8 protein-coding genes and 3 rRNA genes are annotated in these 14273 nt (G+C 66.4%); 1 reads left to right on the top strand and 10 read right to left on the bottom strand.

The window, feature by feature from the left end; translation table 11 throughout:
* Positions 1 to 121: 121 nt before the first annotated feature.
* From rrf to DEJ28_RS06485, 6 genes are all read right to left on the bottom strand, one after another.
* Positions 122 to 238, bottom strand: a 5S ribosomal RNA gene (rrf, locus tag DEJ28_RS06510).
* 147 nt (positions 239 to 385) lie between these two features.
* Positions 386 to 3513, bottom strand: a 23S ribosomal RNA gene (locus DEJ28_RS06505).
* Positions 3514 to 3971: 458 nt separating this feature from the next.
* Positions 3972 to 5493: ribosomal RNA gene (locus tag DEJ28_RS06500) — 16S ribosomal RNA — on the bottom strand.
* Together the 16S, 23S and 5S rRNA genes form the textbook arrangement of a ribosomal RNA operon.
* Positions 5494 to 6146: 653 nt before the next feature.
* Positions 6147 to 7379: a dual-specificity RNA methyltransferase RlmN gene (gene rlmN / locus DEJ28_RS06495; protein WP_111117512.1), complete on the bottom strand. Its 1233-nt coding sequence runs from the start codon at positions 7377 to 7379 to the stop codon at positions 6147 to 6149.
* Positions 7380 to 7401: 22 nt separating this feature from the next.
* Positions 7402 to 8196, bottom strand: coding sequence for a C40 family peptidase (locus tag DEJ28_RS06490; protein WP_111117513.1), 795 nt, complete (start codon positions 8194 to 8196; stop codon positions 7402 to 7404).
* 393 nt (positions 8197 to 8589) lie between these two features.
* Positions 8590 to 9324 carry a pyridoxamine 5'-phosphate oxidase family protein gene (locus DEJ28_RS06485; protein WP_111117514.1) on the bottom strand — a complete coding sequence of 245 codons (735 nt, stop codon included), beginning with the start codon at positions 9322 to 9324 and terminating at the stop codon, positions 8590 to 8592.
* Positions 9325 to 9346: 22 nt separating this feature from the next.
* Between DEJ28_RS06485 and pdxR the strand changes: the two genes are divergently transcribed.
* Positions 9347 to 10867 carry a MocR-like pyridoxine biosynthesis transcription factor PdxR gene (gene pdxR / locus DEJ28_RS06480; protein ID WP_181433887.1) on the top strand — a complete coding sequence of 507 codons (1521 nt, stop codon included), beginning with the start codon at positions 9347 to 9349 and terminating at the stop codon, positions 10865 to 10867.
* 87 nt (positions 10868 to 10954) lie between these two features.
* Here the strand turns inward: pdxR and DEJ28_RS06475 are convergent, their stop codons facing one another.
* The 4 genes from DEJ28_RS06475 to DEJ28_RS06460 form a co-directional block, all read right to left on the bottom strand.
* On the bottom strand, positions 10955 to 11878 hold the full coding sequence (locus tag DEJ28_RS06475; RefSeq protein ID WP_111117516.1) for an alpha/beta fold hydrolase: 924 nt from the start codon (positions 11876 to 11878) through the stop codon (positions 10955 to 10957).
* Positions 11879 to 12014: 136 nt separating this feature from the next.
* On the bottom strand, positions 12015 to 13055 hold the full coding sequence (locus tag DEJ28_RS06470) for an AraC family transcriptional regulator (RefSeq protein ID WP_111117517.1): 1041 nt from the start codon (positions 13053 to 13055) through the stop codon (positions 12015 to 12017).
* 8 nt (positions 13056 to 13063) lie between these two features.
* Positions 13064 to 13228 (bottom strand): hypothetical protein, encoded by a 165-nt coding sequence (locus DEJ28_RS06465; RefSeq protein WP_181433888.1) that lies wholly within the window; start codon positions 13226 to 13228, stop codon positions 13064 to 13066.
* A 259-nt stretch (positions 13229 to 13487) separates the two neighbouring features.
* Positions 13488 to 14252 (bottom strand): SDR family NAD(P)-dependent oxidoreductase, encoded by a 765-nt coding sequence (locus DEJ28_RS06460; protein ID WP_111117518.1) that lies wholly within the window; start codon positions 14250 to 14252, stop codon positions 13488 to 13490.
* Positions 14253 to 14273 lie beyond the last annotated feature (21 nt).

Below are 14273 nucleotides of genomic sequence, written 5' to 3'. Positions count from 1 at the left end.
GATCCTATGGCCTCACTGCACGTCATTCGGGCTCGCCGTGCTGTGGGAAGTCAGCCGTGCCCGGAACGCAGAAAACCCCTGACCACGAATGGTCAGGGGTTTCCTGGTGTTGCAACGTTGAGTCCGGCGGCGTCCTACTCTCCCACAAGGTCCCCCTTGCAGTACCATCGGCGCTGAGAGGCTTAGCTTCCGGGTTCGGAATGTGACCGGGCGTTTCCCTCTCGCTATGACCACCGGAACACCTTCGACCCAGTACGAGGATCAGAAAAGCTGTCCCGGCTGACACCCATACGGGTGCAGCGCGGTATTCAGTTTCATGTTCCCGATCGTCTGTCGGGAACCACAAAGTGGACGCGAGCCCCAACCCGAAGGTTGGGAAATAGTTGGTGTCAAGTCTTCGGCTTATTAGTACCGGTCAGCTCCACGGGTCGTTAGTCCCCGCTTCCACATCCGGCCTATCAACCCAGTAGTCTGCTGGGAGCCTCTCACACTCAAGGTGCATGGAAATCTCATCTCGAAGACGGCTTCCCGCTTAGATGCTTTCAGCGGTTATCCGGTCCGAACGTAGCTAATCAGCGGTGCCCTTGGCAGAACAACTGACACACCAGAGGTTCGTCCATCCCGGTCCTCTCGTACTAGGGATAGATCTTCTCAAATTTCCAACGCGCGCAGCGGATAGGGACCGAACTGTCTCACGACGTTCTAAACCCAGCTCGCGTACCGCTTTAATGGGCGAACAGCCCAACCCTTGGGACCTACTCCAGCCCCAGGATGCGACGAGCCGACATCGAGGTGCCAAACCATGCCGTCGATATGGACTCTTGGGCAAGATCAGCCTGTTATCCCCGAGGTACCTTTTATCCGTTGAGCGACAGCGCTTCCACAAGCCACTGCCGGATCACTAGTCCCGACTTTCGTCCCTGCTCGACCTGTCAGTCTCACAGTCAAGCTCCCTTGTGCACTTACACTCGCCACCTGATTGCCAACCAGGTTGAGGGAACCTTTGGGCGCCTCCGTTACTCTTTGGGAGGCAACCGCCCCAGTTAAACTACCCATCAGGCACTGTCCATGAACCCGATCAGGGTCCTACGTTAGACATCCAAAGTGACCAGAGTGGTATTTCAACAATGACTCCACGAACACTAGCGTGCCCGCTTCACAGTCTCCCACCTATCCTACACAAGCCACTCCGAACACCAATACCAAACTGTAGTAAAGGTCACGGGGTCTTTCCGTCCTGCTGCGCGTAACGAGCATCTTTACTCGTAGTGCAATTTCGCCGAGTTCGCGGTTGAGACAGCTGGGAAGTCGTTACGCCATTCGTGCAGGTCGGAACTTACCCGACAAGGAATTTCGCTACCTTAGGATGGTTATAGTTACCACCGCCGTTTACTGGGGCTTAAATTCAGAGCTTCGCCCAAAGGCTAACCCCTCCTCTTAACCTTCCAGCACCGGGCAGGCGTCAGTCCGTATACATCGTCTTGCGACTTCGCACGGACCTGTGTTTTTAGTAAACAGTCGCTTCCCACTGGTCTCTGCGGCCTTCAACGCTCACGGAGTAAATCCGGTCACGTGTCCGGCCCCCTTCTCCCGAAGTTACGGGGGCATTTTGCCGAGTTCCTTAACCACGATTATCTCGATCTCCTTGGTATTCTCTACCTGACCACCTGAGTCGGTTTCGGGTACGGGCGGCTGCAACCTCGCGTCGATGCTTTTCTCGGCAGCATAGGATCACTGATTTCCCCTTACGGGTACGCGTCGGATCTCAGGCATACAGACGACGGATTTGCCTATCGTCAGCCCTACATCCTTACACCAGGTTCACCTTACGGATACCATCGCCTGGCTCAGCTACCTTCCTGCGTCACACCTGTTCATACGCTAACCGCACCAGCATGGGTTCGAGCGTTAGACCGGACCGCATCACCCCGAAGGGATCCGCTGGAACCGGGTTAGGACTCTTAGCACCACTGGATTAGCTTGGGCGGTTGTTCGCCGGTACGGGAATATCAACCCGTTGTCCATCGACTACGCCTGTCGGCCTCGCCTTAGGTCCCGACTTACCCAGGGCGGATTAACCTGGCCCTGGAACCCTTGGTCTTTCGGAGGACGGGTTTCTCACCCGTCTTTCGCTACTCATGCCTGCATTCTCACTCGTGTAGCGTCCACGGCTGGATCACTCCGCCGCTTCACTCGCCACACGACGCTCTCCTACCACTCCGCACGACTGAACCACGAAGGCTTATCGAGTGTGCGAAATCTACAACTTCGGTGGTGTGCTTGAGCCCCGTTACATTGTCGGCGCGGAATCACTTGACCAGTGAGCTATTACGCACTCTTTCAAGGGTGGCTGCTTCTAAGCCAACCTCCTGGTTGTCTATGCAACTCCACATCCTTTCCCACTTAGCACACGCTTAGGGACCTTAGTTGGTAGTCTGGGTTGTTTCCCTCTCGACGATGAAGCTTATCCCCCACCGTCTCACTGCTGCGCTCTCACTCACCGGCATTCGGAGTTTGGCTGACGTCAGTAACCTGTTGAGGCCCATCGGCCATCCAGTAGCTCTACCTCCGGCGAGAAACACGCAACGCTGCACCTAAATGCATTTCGGAGAGAACCAGCTATCACGAAGTTTGATTGGCCTTTCACCCCTATCCACAGCTCATCCCCTCCATTTTCAACTGAAGTGGGTTCGGTCCTCCACGACGTCTTACCGTCGCTTCAACCTGGCCATGGATAGATCACTTCGCTTCGGGTCTAGGACATGCGACTGAATCGCCCTATTCAGACTCGCTTTCGCTACGGCTGCCCCTCACGGGTTAACCTCGCCACATATCACTAACTCGCAGGCTCATTCTTCAAAAGGCACGCCGTCACCCCTACTAAGGAGGCTCCGACGGTTTGTAAGCAAACGGTTTCAGGTACTATTTCACTCCCCTCCCGGGGTACTTTTCACCTTTCCCTCACGGTACTTGTCCGCTATCGGTCATCTGGGAGTATTTAGGCTTATCAGGTGGTCCTGACAGATTCACACGGGATTTCTCGGGCCCCGTGCTACTTGGGATACACATCCGGCCATAACACCATTTCGTCTACGGGGCTATCACCCACTACGGCCCGGCTTTCCAACCAGTTCGACTATGATGCGCTGTAACCGTCCCAGTCCGGCAGAACTGAGTGACGTGTCCCACAACCCCGACCATGCAACGCCCGCCGGCTATCACACATGATCGGTTTAGCCTCATCCGCTTTCGCTCGCCACTACTCACGGAATCACATGTTGTTTTCTCTTCCTGTGGGTACTGAGATGTTTCACTTCCCCACGTTCCCTCTACCCGCCCTATATATTCAGGCGGGAGTCACCAGGTCGCAAAAGCGCCCAGCGGGGTTTCCCCATTCGGAAATCCTCGGCTCACAGCTCGATTATCAGCTCCCCGAGGCTTATCGCAGATTTCTACGTCCTTCTTCGGCTCCAGATGCCAAGGCATCCACCGTTTGCTCTTAGAAACTTGACCACAAAGATTAAAATTGCGATCGACTCGTCAACAAGACCACCCCGAAAGGTGATCATCATTGCGAGTGATCTAAAAGATGCTCGCGTCCACTGTGTAGTTCTCAACATACGATCGGCACCACACTCCCCCGAAGCAAACGCTCCAGCTTCATGCAGCCCACCGAAGGACACCCACAAGTCTCACAACCTGTGCGGCCCAACCCCCACCACCCACACCCATCAGGGCATGACCAGCAGGAAGCCTGGTCCCTCAGGACCCAACAACGTGCACCAGCCAGCAGCTCCACCCCGACCCGTTCCAACCAGACAAAGCCCGGTGTACTAAAAATCGGAAGCATCACTCCCAACTGCACTGTCAATGTTCCACCCATGAGCTACCGGCAACCACGTTCGGGTTACTCGGCGCCTGGATCCCATCACCACCCCAAAGGGGCAGCCACAGAACCAGATGCTCCTTAGAAAGGAGGTGATCCAGCCGCACCTTCCGGTACGGCTACCTTGTTACGACTTAGTCCTAATCACCGATCCCACCTTCGACGGCTCCTTCCACAAGGGTTAGGCCACCGGCTTCGGGTGTTACCGACTTTCATGACTTGACGGGCGGTGTGTACAAGGCCCGGGAACGTATTCACCGCAGCGTTGCTGATCTGCGATTACTAGCGACTCCGACTTCATGAGGTCGAGTTGCAGACCTCAATCCGAACTGAGACCGGCTTTTTGGGATTCGCTCCACCTTACGGTATCGCAGCCCTTTGTACCGGCCATTGTAGCATGCGTGAAGCCCAAGACATAAGGGGCATGATGATTTGACGTCATCCCCACCTTCCTCCGAGTTGACCCCGGCAGTCTCCTATGAGTCCCCGCCATAACGCGCTGGCAACATAGAACGAGGGTTGCGCTCGTTGCGGGACTTAACCCAACATCTCACGACACGAGCTGACGACAACCATGCACCACCTGTACACCGACCACAAGGGGGCGACCATCTCTGGCCGTTTCCGGTGTATGTCAAGCCTTGGTAAGGTTCTTCGCGTTGCATCGAATTAATCCGCATGCTCCGCCGCTTGTGCGGGCCCCCGTCAATTCCTTTGAGTTTTAGCCTTGCGGCCGTACTCCCCAGGCGGGGCGCTTAATGCGTTAGCTACGACACAGAAACCGTGGATAGGTCCCTACATCTAGCGCCCAACGTTTACGGCATGGACTACCAGGGTATCTAATCCTGTTCGCTCCCCATGCTTTCGCTCCTCAGCGTCAGTTACGGCCCAGAGATCTGCCTTCGCCATCGGTGTTCCTCCTGATATCTGCGCATTCCACCGCTACACCAGGAATTCCAATCTCCCCTACCGCACTCTAGTCTGCCCGTACCCACTGCAAGCCCGAGGTTGAGCCTCGGGATTTCACAGCAGACGCGACAAACCGCCTACGAGCTCTTTACGCCCAATAATTCCGGACAACGCTTGCACCCTACGTATTACCGCGGCTGCTGGCACGTAGTTAGCCGGTGCTTTTTCTGCAGGTACCGTCACTTTCGCTTCTTCCCTACTAAAAGAGGTTTACAACCCGAAGGCCGTCATCCCTCACGCGGCGTTGCTGCATCAGGCTTTCGCCCATTGTGCAATATTCCCCACTGCTGCCTCCCGTAGGAGTCTGGGCCGTGTCTCAGTCCCAGTGTGGCCGGTCACCCTCTCAGGCCGGCTACCCGTCGTCGCCTTGGTGAGCCATTACCTCACCAACAAGCTGATAGGCCGCGAGTCCATCCCCAACCAAAAAATCTTTCCACCACCAGACCATGCGGCCGGCAGTCATATCCAGTATTAGACGTCGTTTCCAACGCTTATCCCAGAGTCAGGGGCAGGTTACTCACGTGTTACTCACCCGTTCGCCACTAATCCACCCAGCAAGCTGGGCATCATCGTTCGACTTGCATGTGTTAAGCACGCCGCCAGCGTTCGTCCTGAGCCAGGATCAAACTCTCCGTAAAAAATTACAACCAACACCGAAGTGTCAGCGAGTTGATTCTGACTGTTGACTGTCTACTGACAATCTTCAATCCAAAAGGAATTGCTTCATGACCCGGTCAGCAAGCCGACCAGGCACGAGGTCAATCAATAAATTGGCATTGACAATGTGCACGCTGTTGAGTTCTCAAGGACCAGACGCACTCCCCGCTCGGCACCGTGATGGTGCTCCGCCAGAGAGGCTTTGGCTTTCGTTGCCCGGGGAAGAACCGTGGTGGACATGATCTCCGAGTCTGTGACCCGGTGACCGTCTCGGCCGTTCCGTTCTCCGCCTCAGCGGCAACGAGTGATTACTTTACGCAGAGGTGAACGGGAGCGCCAACCTGCCCCACATCCCGGGCGTGTCGATCCTCCGAGGCCCGGAACCACGCGGGTCGCGGCAACTCGGTGCGAGGTTCCGCACTCGGTGCGACCCCGTCGAGGCCGCACCGAGTGCGCAACCTCGCACCACACGGACCTCCCGCGCACCACGCGGACCTCCCTCGCACCACACGGACCTCCGCCGGCGCCCGGGAACGACGAGAGGCACGGTGCGGACCTCACACCGTGCCTCTGCACGAACCTGAACCTGACCGGACCGATCGACCAACGACGACAGAGCGAGCGGGGGCAGCGCCTACTCGGCCGCGGCCAACTGGCCGCACGCCCCGTCGATCTCCTTGCCGCGGGTGTCGCGGAGGGTCGTCGGGATGCCGGCGGCGTTGAGTCGGCGGACGAACTCGTCCTGCACGTGCACCTCGGACGAGGTCCACACCGAGCCGGGCGTCGGATTGAGCGGGATCGGGTTGACGTGCACCCAGCCCTTGCCGCGCTTGTTGAGCTTCTCCGCCAGCAGGTCGGCACGCCAGGCGTGGTCGTTCATGTCCTTGATGAGCGCGTACTCGATCGAAACACGACGGCCGGTCTTCACGAAGTAGTTGTGGGCCGCGTCGATCGCTTCGTCGGCCTTCCACTTCGAGTTCACCGGGATGAGCTCGTCGCGGAGTTCGTCGTCGGGCGCGTGCAGCGAGAGCGCGAAGGTGACGGGGATGTCCTCGTCGGCGAGCTTGTTGATCGCGGGGACCAGCCCCACGGTCGAGATCGTGATGCCCCGAGCGCTCATGCCGAGGCCGTCCGGCTGCGGCGCGACCATGATCCGCACGGCGTCCATCACCCGCTTGTAGTTCGCGAGCGGCTCCCCCATGCCCATGAACACGATGTTCGTGACGCGTTCGGCATCGACGCGGTCGGCTCCGCCCTTGCGCGGGTCACCGCCGAGCTCCCCGGCGGCGATCGCGGCGTTGGCCCGGACGATCTGCTCGATGATCTCGGCGGTCGACATGTTCCGGGTGAGCCCGGCCTGCCCGGTGGCACAGAACGGACAGTTCATGCCGCACCCCGCCTGCGACGACACGCACAACGTGATGCGGCCGGGGTAGCGCATGAGCACCGACTCGACCAGGGCGCCGTCGTGCAGCTTCCAGAGGAACTTGATCGTGTCGCCCTTGTCCGTCGCGAGACGCCGGGTCTCGGTGAGGAGCGGCGGCAGCATCCCGGCGACGAGTTCGTCGCGCTGGGCGGCCGGCAGGTCGGTCATCTTCGCCGGGTCGGACGTGTAGTGCGTGAAGTAGTGCGTGGACAGCTGCTTGGCCCGGAAGCCCGGCAGGCCGAGTTCCTTGACGCGGGCGACGCGTTCCTCGGCCGTCAGGTCGGCGAGGTGCACCGGCGGCTTGCCCCGCTTCGGGGACGCGAACTGCAGGAGCGGTCGGCCGTCGGTGTCGGTCGCCTGTTTCCAGCCCTCGGTGCGCGGACGCACCTGCGGCCGAGCAGACTGCTGCTGTTCGAACGGGGTGCGGGTGTCGGAGGCCATCACTCCAGGATACGTGATCCCGTCAGCTGCCCGCCGGCAGCACCCGCGCGAAGTGGTGCGCCGCCGAGTACATCGGCACGATGTCGACCGGGTCGCCGGGGTGCGGCGCCTGCAGCACGAGTCCGTCGCCGAGGAAGATGCCGACGTGGTCCTCGTCGTCGTACACGACGAGGTCGCCGGGCTGACCCTCGGACTCCGGGATCGTCGTCGCGGCGGCGTCCTGGGTCGGGACGTAGTGCACGAGCGGGATGCCGACGGCGGCGTACGCCACCATCGTGAGCCCGGAGCAGTCGATGCCCTCGTGGCTCGCGCCGCCCTCGACGTACGGGTCGCCCATGTACTGCAACGCGGTGGACACGATCGTCGCCCGGTCGCCGCCGGCGGAGAGGACCTTCGAGATGGCGTCCTCGGCCTGCTGCGTGCTCACGCCGAACTTCGTCACGATGGTCGGGTAGGACACGATCGTCGTCGTGGTGGTCATGCCGTCGGTGGAGACCACGGGGACCTGGACGTCCCGGGCGACGGTGTACGTCTGCGCCTGCTCGGAGGTGGTGACGCCGTGGTGCGCCTCGGTGGACGGGGTGGCGGCGTTCGCCGGGAGCGCGAGGGTCAGGCTCGAGGTGACGGCCAGGGCCGGTGCGAGGAGGACGGCGGCGCGCTTCGCGTTGGCGGCGCGGCGGACGTGCCGGGGATCGACGGCCCGCTCGGCGCGGAGTGTGGCCGTCCGGCTCAGCACGGCGGTACCGGCGACGGCGGTCGAGGCCACGGGTCGGGCCTGGGAGAGCGAGACGGTCCGGGCCGGTTTGGTGTGCTCCACGAAGGTGGACCGTGCGACGGCGGGACCGAACGCGGATCGACGACCACGCGGACGGCGCAGCTCGGCCGGAGCAACAGGAGCCGGAGCAACAGGAGCAGGTGCAAGAGCGGCAGGCGCAACAGGAGCGGGTGCAACAGCGGCCGGAGCAACAGCAGCCGGAACAACGGGGGTGGGAGCAGGAGCGACGACGGCGTCGGGTACTGCGGGGAGTGCGTGGCGTCCCATGGTTCCTTCCGGGTCGGACGAGCTGACCCGAGCAGGTGATCAGGCGACTCGGAAAGATAACGTATTGGTCACGAACCTGTTCCCGGCTGGGCGATGCCCCCCGGTTCCTGCGGTTCGTCACAGGGAGCGGCTCTCCTCGCAGCCCGCCCGCAGCCCTGGACCCGGCCGTCAGGCGGGCGTCGGCCGCATGACGGCGGCGATCCGCGCCTCCCGGCCGCCCGCCAGTTCGTCGAGGCGAGCCGCGAGCGCACGCACCGAGGCATCGACCGGCGCGTCCCCCGAGACGTCCCCCGCGATCGGTGCCCCGGCCCGGACCGCGAGCGGCAGGACGCCCGCCCAGACGCCGTGGTCCTCACCGTCGTCGATGCCCTCGCCGACGCCCGCCGCACGGATCTTCACGCTGGCACGGTCGAGCGGGAGCTGCAGGACCTGGGTGGCGCGGACCTCCTTCGCGGTCATCTCCCGCACCTCGTCGCGGCGGCCGGGCATGAGGTGGTCGGCGATCTGCCACAGCGCCTCCGTGCGGAGCTCCTCGGGGACGACGGCCGCTCGACCGACCACCATCGCGCTCCGGTAGTTCGCCGAGCTGTCGAACGTCGAGCGCGCGAACACGAGACCGTCGACGTGGGTGACGGTCGCGGACACCGGGATCCCGTCCGCGCCGGCGTCGAGGAACAGTCCCCCACCGGTGGAGCCGTGCAGCAGCAGGACCGGACCGGCACCGAGGTCGCCGACGCCGCAGAGGAAGGGCAGGACGATCGGGTGGCCTCCGCGGACGAAGCCGACGTGGGCGACGATCGCCTCGGCGAGGACCGCGGACAGGTCCGCGGGGTCGTGGGACTGCCGGTCGCGCAGGCGACGGACGGTGAGCGACGGGTCGGACGGGAGGCTCGTGGTGCGCATGCGGGCAACGCTAGGCTCGCGAGTGGTCCGGTTGGTGGACCAGATCAGCGGAGGCCCGGTGGACCAGTCGAGCGAGACCGAGGGCCACGTGCACGCTACGGGCAAGACCGCGGGGGTGGTCGCGCGGGTGCGCGCGATGGTGCAGGACGGCACGCTCGCGGCCGGGGAAGCACTGCCCTCCACCCGGGCGCTGGCCGCCGAGCTCGGGGTCGCCCGCGGCACGGTCGTCGCGGCGTACGAGCAGCTCGACGGCGAGGGGTGGATCCGGACGCGGCACGGGGCGGTGGCGCGCGTGGCCGAGGGGGTGCCAGGCGTGCCCGTGACGGGCGACCGGGCGGGCACCGTGGGCGGCCCGGCGCGGGACGGGGCGGTGGACCCCCACGCGCACGCGCACTCCCCCGCGCACCCGCACTCCCCCGCGCACGCGCACTCCCCCGCCCTGCTCTACTGCCGACCGGGCATCCCCGCCGTGACCGCGATCGCCCAGCGGGACTGGCGGGCCGCCTGGCGCGCGGCAGCCGACGCCCCGCTGCAGAACACCCTGTCCGACCCCCTCGGGATGCCGGAGCTCCGCGCCCGGATCGCCGCGCAGGCCGGACTGAGCCGTGGCTTCGCGCCCGACGTCGCGCGCGTCGTCGTAACGGCCGGGGCCGCCGAGGCGCTGTCCCTCGTCGTCGAGGGGCTCCGCACGCACCTCGGGCGGACGCCGCGGATCGTCGTCGAGGACCCCGGCTACCGGTCCGGCCGACGGGCGATGACGAGCGCCGGCGCCGAGCTCGTCGGGGTCCGGGTGGACGACGACGGCCTCGACCTCGACGCACTGCGGGCGGTCGGCCCGGTGGACGCCGTCGTCGTCACCCCCACGCACCAGTACCCGCTCGGCTCGGTGATGCCGGTGGCCCAGCGCCTCCGGCTGCTCGAGTGGGCCGCGCGGTCCGGCAGTCTGGTGGTCGAGGACGACTACGACTCGGAGTTCCGGCACCGCGGGACCCCGGTGCCGGCCCTCGCGGCGCTCGACACGGGCGGTGTCGTCCTGCACCTCGGCACCTTCTCGAAGACGCTCGACCCGCGGCTCCGGGTGGCGTTCCTGGCCCTGCCGCCCGGCGCCGCGCCGGACGCCGTCGCGACCGCCAGGAGGGCACGCGGCCCGGTCGTCGCGGAGTCCGTCCAGGTCGCCCTCGCGCACCTGCTGCGGACGGGCGCGCTCCGTCGTCACCTCGGCCGGGTCCGGCGCGACTACACGCACCGCCGTGAGCAGATCGCGGCACGTCTCGACGGGGTCGCGGGCCTGGAGGCACGTGCCCTGAACGGCGGTCTGCACGCGGTGGTGACGTGGTCGGCTCCGGTGACCGCGCGGGCCGTGGTCACGCGGATGGTCGCGGCCGGGGTCCTCGTCAGTGCGCTCGACGAGTACGAGGTCGCGCCGGGGAGCGCGCCGGACGGCGTCGTCCTCGGGTACGGCGCGCTGACGACCCCGCAGCTCGACCGGGCGCTCGACGCGCTGCTCGGGGCGCTCGGGGTCGGGGTGGGTTCGGCGAGCTGAGGCTCGGTGTGCGGGCGGGCCGGCGTGCGGGCGGCCCGGCGTGCGGGCGGCCCGGCGTGCGGGCGGCCCGGCGTGCGGGCGGCCCCGTCAGGCCTGGCCGGACCGCAGGTGCGCTCGGACACGCTCCTGCACGGCCGCGGCGTCGCGGTGCGCCCACAGTGCGAAGTGGGTCCCGCCGGGCAGCGTGACGAGTTCGGCACCGGGGACCTCCGCCGCGGCCCGTGCACTGTGCGACGGGTCGACGTCGGTGTCGGCGGCGCCGTGCACGAGCAGGGTCGGGGTGCGGACGTCGCGGAGGCCGAGGTCGAGCGCCGCGCCGAGGTTCCGCACGTCGTTGTCCCACCCGGGACGGTGCCGCCCGGACGTGTTGCCGGTCGTCGCGAGGTCGAGCACGAACGCACGTCGCAGCGGGTCGGCGAGGACGCCCCGCACGTGCTCGCGGAGTGCCGCACCGCGGAGGGAGCTCACCCCGGCCTCGGCGAAGCGGACGACCGCGGCCGGGGCCAGCCGTGCCGCCGCGCGGGCGAGGGCGGCCCCGGCGACGGTGTGCGTCACGATCCACTCGAGCGGGCCGGGGTGCGGCGGGACCCAGGGTCCGGAGAGGCCGGCTGCGACGACGAGCGACCGGATGCGGTCGGGGTGGCGGACCGCGAAGCGGTACGCGGCGGGACCACCGCCCGACCACGCGAGCACGGCGGCCCGGTCGATCCCGAGGTCGTCGAGCACGGCGGCGAACCGGTCCGCCTCGTCGTCGAGCGAGGACCGGTCGGGGTCGAGCGGCGTGCCGAGGTAGCCCGGACGGGACACCGTGACGACCCGGAATCCGTCGGAGGGCAGGAACCGCGCCATGATCTCGGCACCGTCGATCCCGCCGGGAGTGCCGTGCACGACGAGGACGGGTGCACCGTGCCCGCGGACGGCGACCTCGACCCGGGCACCGGGACCGGCACCGGGACTGGCACTGGCACTGGCGCTCGCACCGGCACCGGCCGGGTGCCTCTCGGACTGCATCACCCGACGGTACCCACGCGAGCACGGGGCGGGCTGGGCGGACGGGGCGGAACCGCGCCGCGCCTCCCGTCCGCCCTGATGGTCGGTTCAGGACCGACGGTCAGGTCAGGACCGACGGTCAGGCCGGGCCCGACGGTCAGGTCAGGACCGTCTCGGCCCGCTCGGGCTCGACCGTGCGCGCGGCGACGGCGATGAGCCGGCGCTGCCCGCGCAGCGTGTCCCCCGGGTACTCGCCGTACCGGCGGTAGTACGCACCCGAGAACCGCCCCATGTGCCGGAACCCGCAGGACTGCGCGACCGCTGCGACCGACGTCTCCCGGACGTCGGCGAGCTGCAGGCCGAGCCGGGCCTTCTCGAGGCGGAGGTCACGGAGCCACGCCGTCGGGGTGCTGCACTCGTAGCGCTGGAAGGCCTCCTGCAGGGTGCGCACGCTGACCTCCGCGGCGGCGGCGATGTCCGTCGCGGCGAGCGAACGGTCGAAGTGCGCGTACATGAAGGCCTTCGCCCGCTCGACCGTGGTGATCGGGGTGTTCCGGGCGGCAGCCTCGTCGACGGGACGGAATGCCTCCACCGCCGCCTCGGCGAGCCGGAGGTCGAGCACGGCGCGGTCCCCGTCGACCACGAGGGGATCGAGCATCGTCGGTGCGATCTCGCGGAGGACCGACACGAGGGGCCCGAGGCGCTCCGGCGGTACCTGGACCGGGAAGGCCAGGGGCGTCGGCGGCGCATCGGTGCCGACGACGGCGACGGCCTCGAGGAAGTCCGCGTCGAAGTGCACGAGGTGCTGGGTCCCCGGCGGGGCCGATGCGTGGAACGGGCGACCGGCCGGGTACATCACCGGGACGCCGGGCCGGAGGACCACCGCGTCCTCGCGGTCGTCGTCGAGGACGATGCCCCCCTCGACCGACCACGCCAGGATGTACTGGCGGTCGGGCGCGAGCACGCCGGAGCGCTGCGCGGACACCGACGACGTGCGGAGGCTCACACGGCCGTCGCCGGTCGCGCGGTACCGGAAGCCGAACGGCATCGGGCCCGGCGCGAAGGCGAGGTCGCGGCCGTCGTAGACCTCCTGGTAGAAGGACAGCGCCTCCTCCGGGTCGGTCCCGCGCCGGACGAACTCGCCGACGTGCGTCCGGCGGAGTTCGGTGTCGGCGGGGCTGGGCGTGACAGTGGTCACCGGGGGGCTCATCTGCGTCCCCGTCCACGACCGTCCTGGATCCGCACGAGGTCACCGAGCGACGGCTCGGAGTCAGTGGGCAACGGCCACCCGCGCTTGGTGGCCTTCCGGACGTGGCGGTACGTGGTCACACGGACCGGCTGGACGTCGTCGTTCGATTCGTACTTCGTCATTTCGTGCTCCCTGATCACGTTGCTCCCCGCGCGTGACCGGACCAGATCCTCAGGACAGTCCGCGTCACGACGGGACGCAAAACGAATGCCGTTGCACGGGAACGTACGCGGACGTGTCCCACCCCGCGCGGTCCGGACTGCAGAACTGCGCATGATGGACGGACCGCGCGCCGTGGCCTGCCGAGACTCGGGCCGGCGGACAGTTTCGGGCTCCTGGAGGGCGCGAAACGTCCGCCGAGCCGAGACTCGGGGCGCGGGGCTACAGGGTCGTCATGCCGCCGTCGACGCGGAACTCGGCGCCGGTGGCGTACGCCGACTCGTCGCTCGCCAGGTAGACCATGATCCCGGTGACGTCGTCCGGGGTGCCGGGGCGGCCGAGCGGGATCCGGGACACGATCGCCGCGCGTGACGCCGGGTCGCCCGAGATCGACGACACGAGCGACGTCTCGGTGTAGCCCGGCACGACGGTGTTCACCCGGATGCCGTCGCGTGCGTACGCCATCGCGGTCGCGCGGACGAGGGCGTGGATGCCGCCCTTCGTGGACGAGTACGCGGCGAAGTCGGCCCCCTCCCCGTTGAGGCCCGTCGGGGAACCGGTCGCGATGATCGATCCTCCGCCGGCCGGGAGCATCGCCCGCACCGCGTGCTTCACCGTGAGGAAGGTGCCGGTGAGGTTGACCGCGAGCGTCCGGCTCCAGGTCTCGAGCGAGACGTCGGCGACCTTCGCGTCGTGGCCGAACAGCTGCACGCCGGCGTTGGCGACGACCACGTCCGGCGTCGCTCCCCGGGCGGCGAGGGCGGCGTACCCGGCTTCGACGCTGGCCTCGTCGGCGATGTCCATCGTCAACGAGACGGCGTGCTCGCCTGCCGCTGACGCTGCCGCTGCTGCAACGGCGGCGGCGGTGTCGCGGTCGGCGTAGACCACACGTGCCCCCTCGTCGACGAAGCGGTCGGCGATCGCGCGGCCGATGCCGGACCCGGCTCCCGTCACCAGTGCGGTCCTGCCGGTCAGTCGTGCGGTCATGCGGGCACTCCGTCCTCGGAG

Source organism: Curtobacterium sp. MCPF17_002, assembly GCF_003234115.2.
Lineage (GTDB): Bacteria > Actinomycetota > Actinomycetes > Actinomycetales > Microbacteriaceae > Curtobacterium.
The sequence above is the reverse complement of the archived record's forward strand: the minus strand, read 5'-3'. Positions and strand labels throughout refer to the sequence as shown.

Bases quoted from the DNA above. Each gene is read 5' to 3' on its own strand.
- rlmN (WP_111117512.1), bottom strand. From the start codon at position 7,379: ATGGCCTCCGACACCCGCACCCCGTTCGAACAGCAGCAGTCTGCTCGG.
- DEJ28_RS06485 (WP_111117514.1), bottom strand. From the start codon at position 9,324: ATGCGCACCACGAGCCTCCCGTCCGACCCGTCGCTCACCGTCCGTCGC.
- DEJ28_RS06475 (WP_111117516.1), bottom strand. From the start codon at position 11,878: ATGCAGTCCGAGAGGCACCCGGCCGGTGCCGGTGCGAGCGCCAGTGCC.
- DEJ28_RS06465 (WP_181433888.1), bottom strand. From the start codon at position 13,228: ATGACGAAGTACGAATCGAACGACGACGTCCAGCCGGTCCGTGTGACC.
- DEJ28_RS06460 (WP_111117518.1), bottom strand. From the start codon at position 14,252: ATGACCGCACGACTGACCGGCAGGACCGCACTGGTGACGGGAGCCGGG.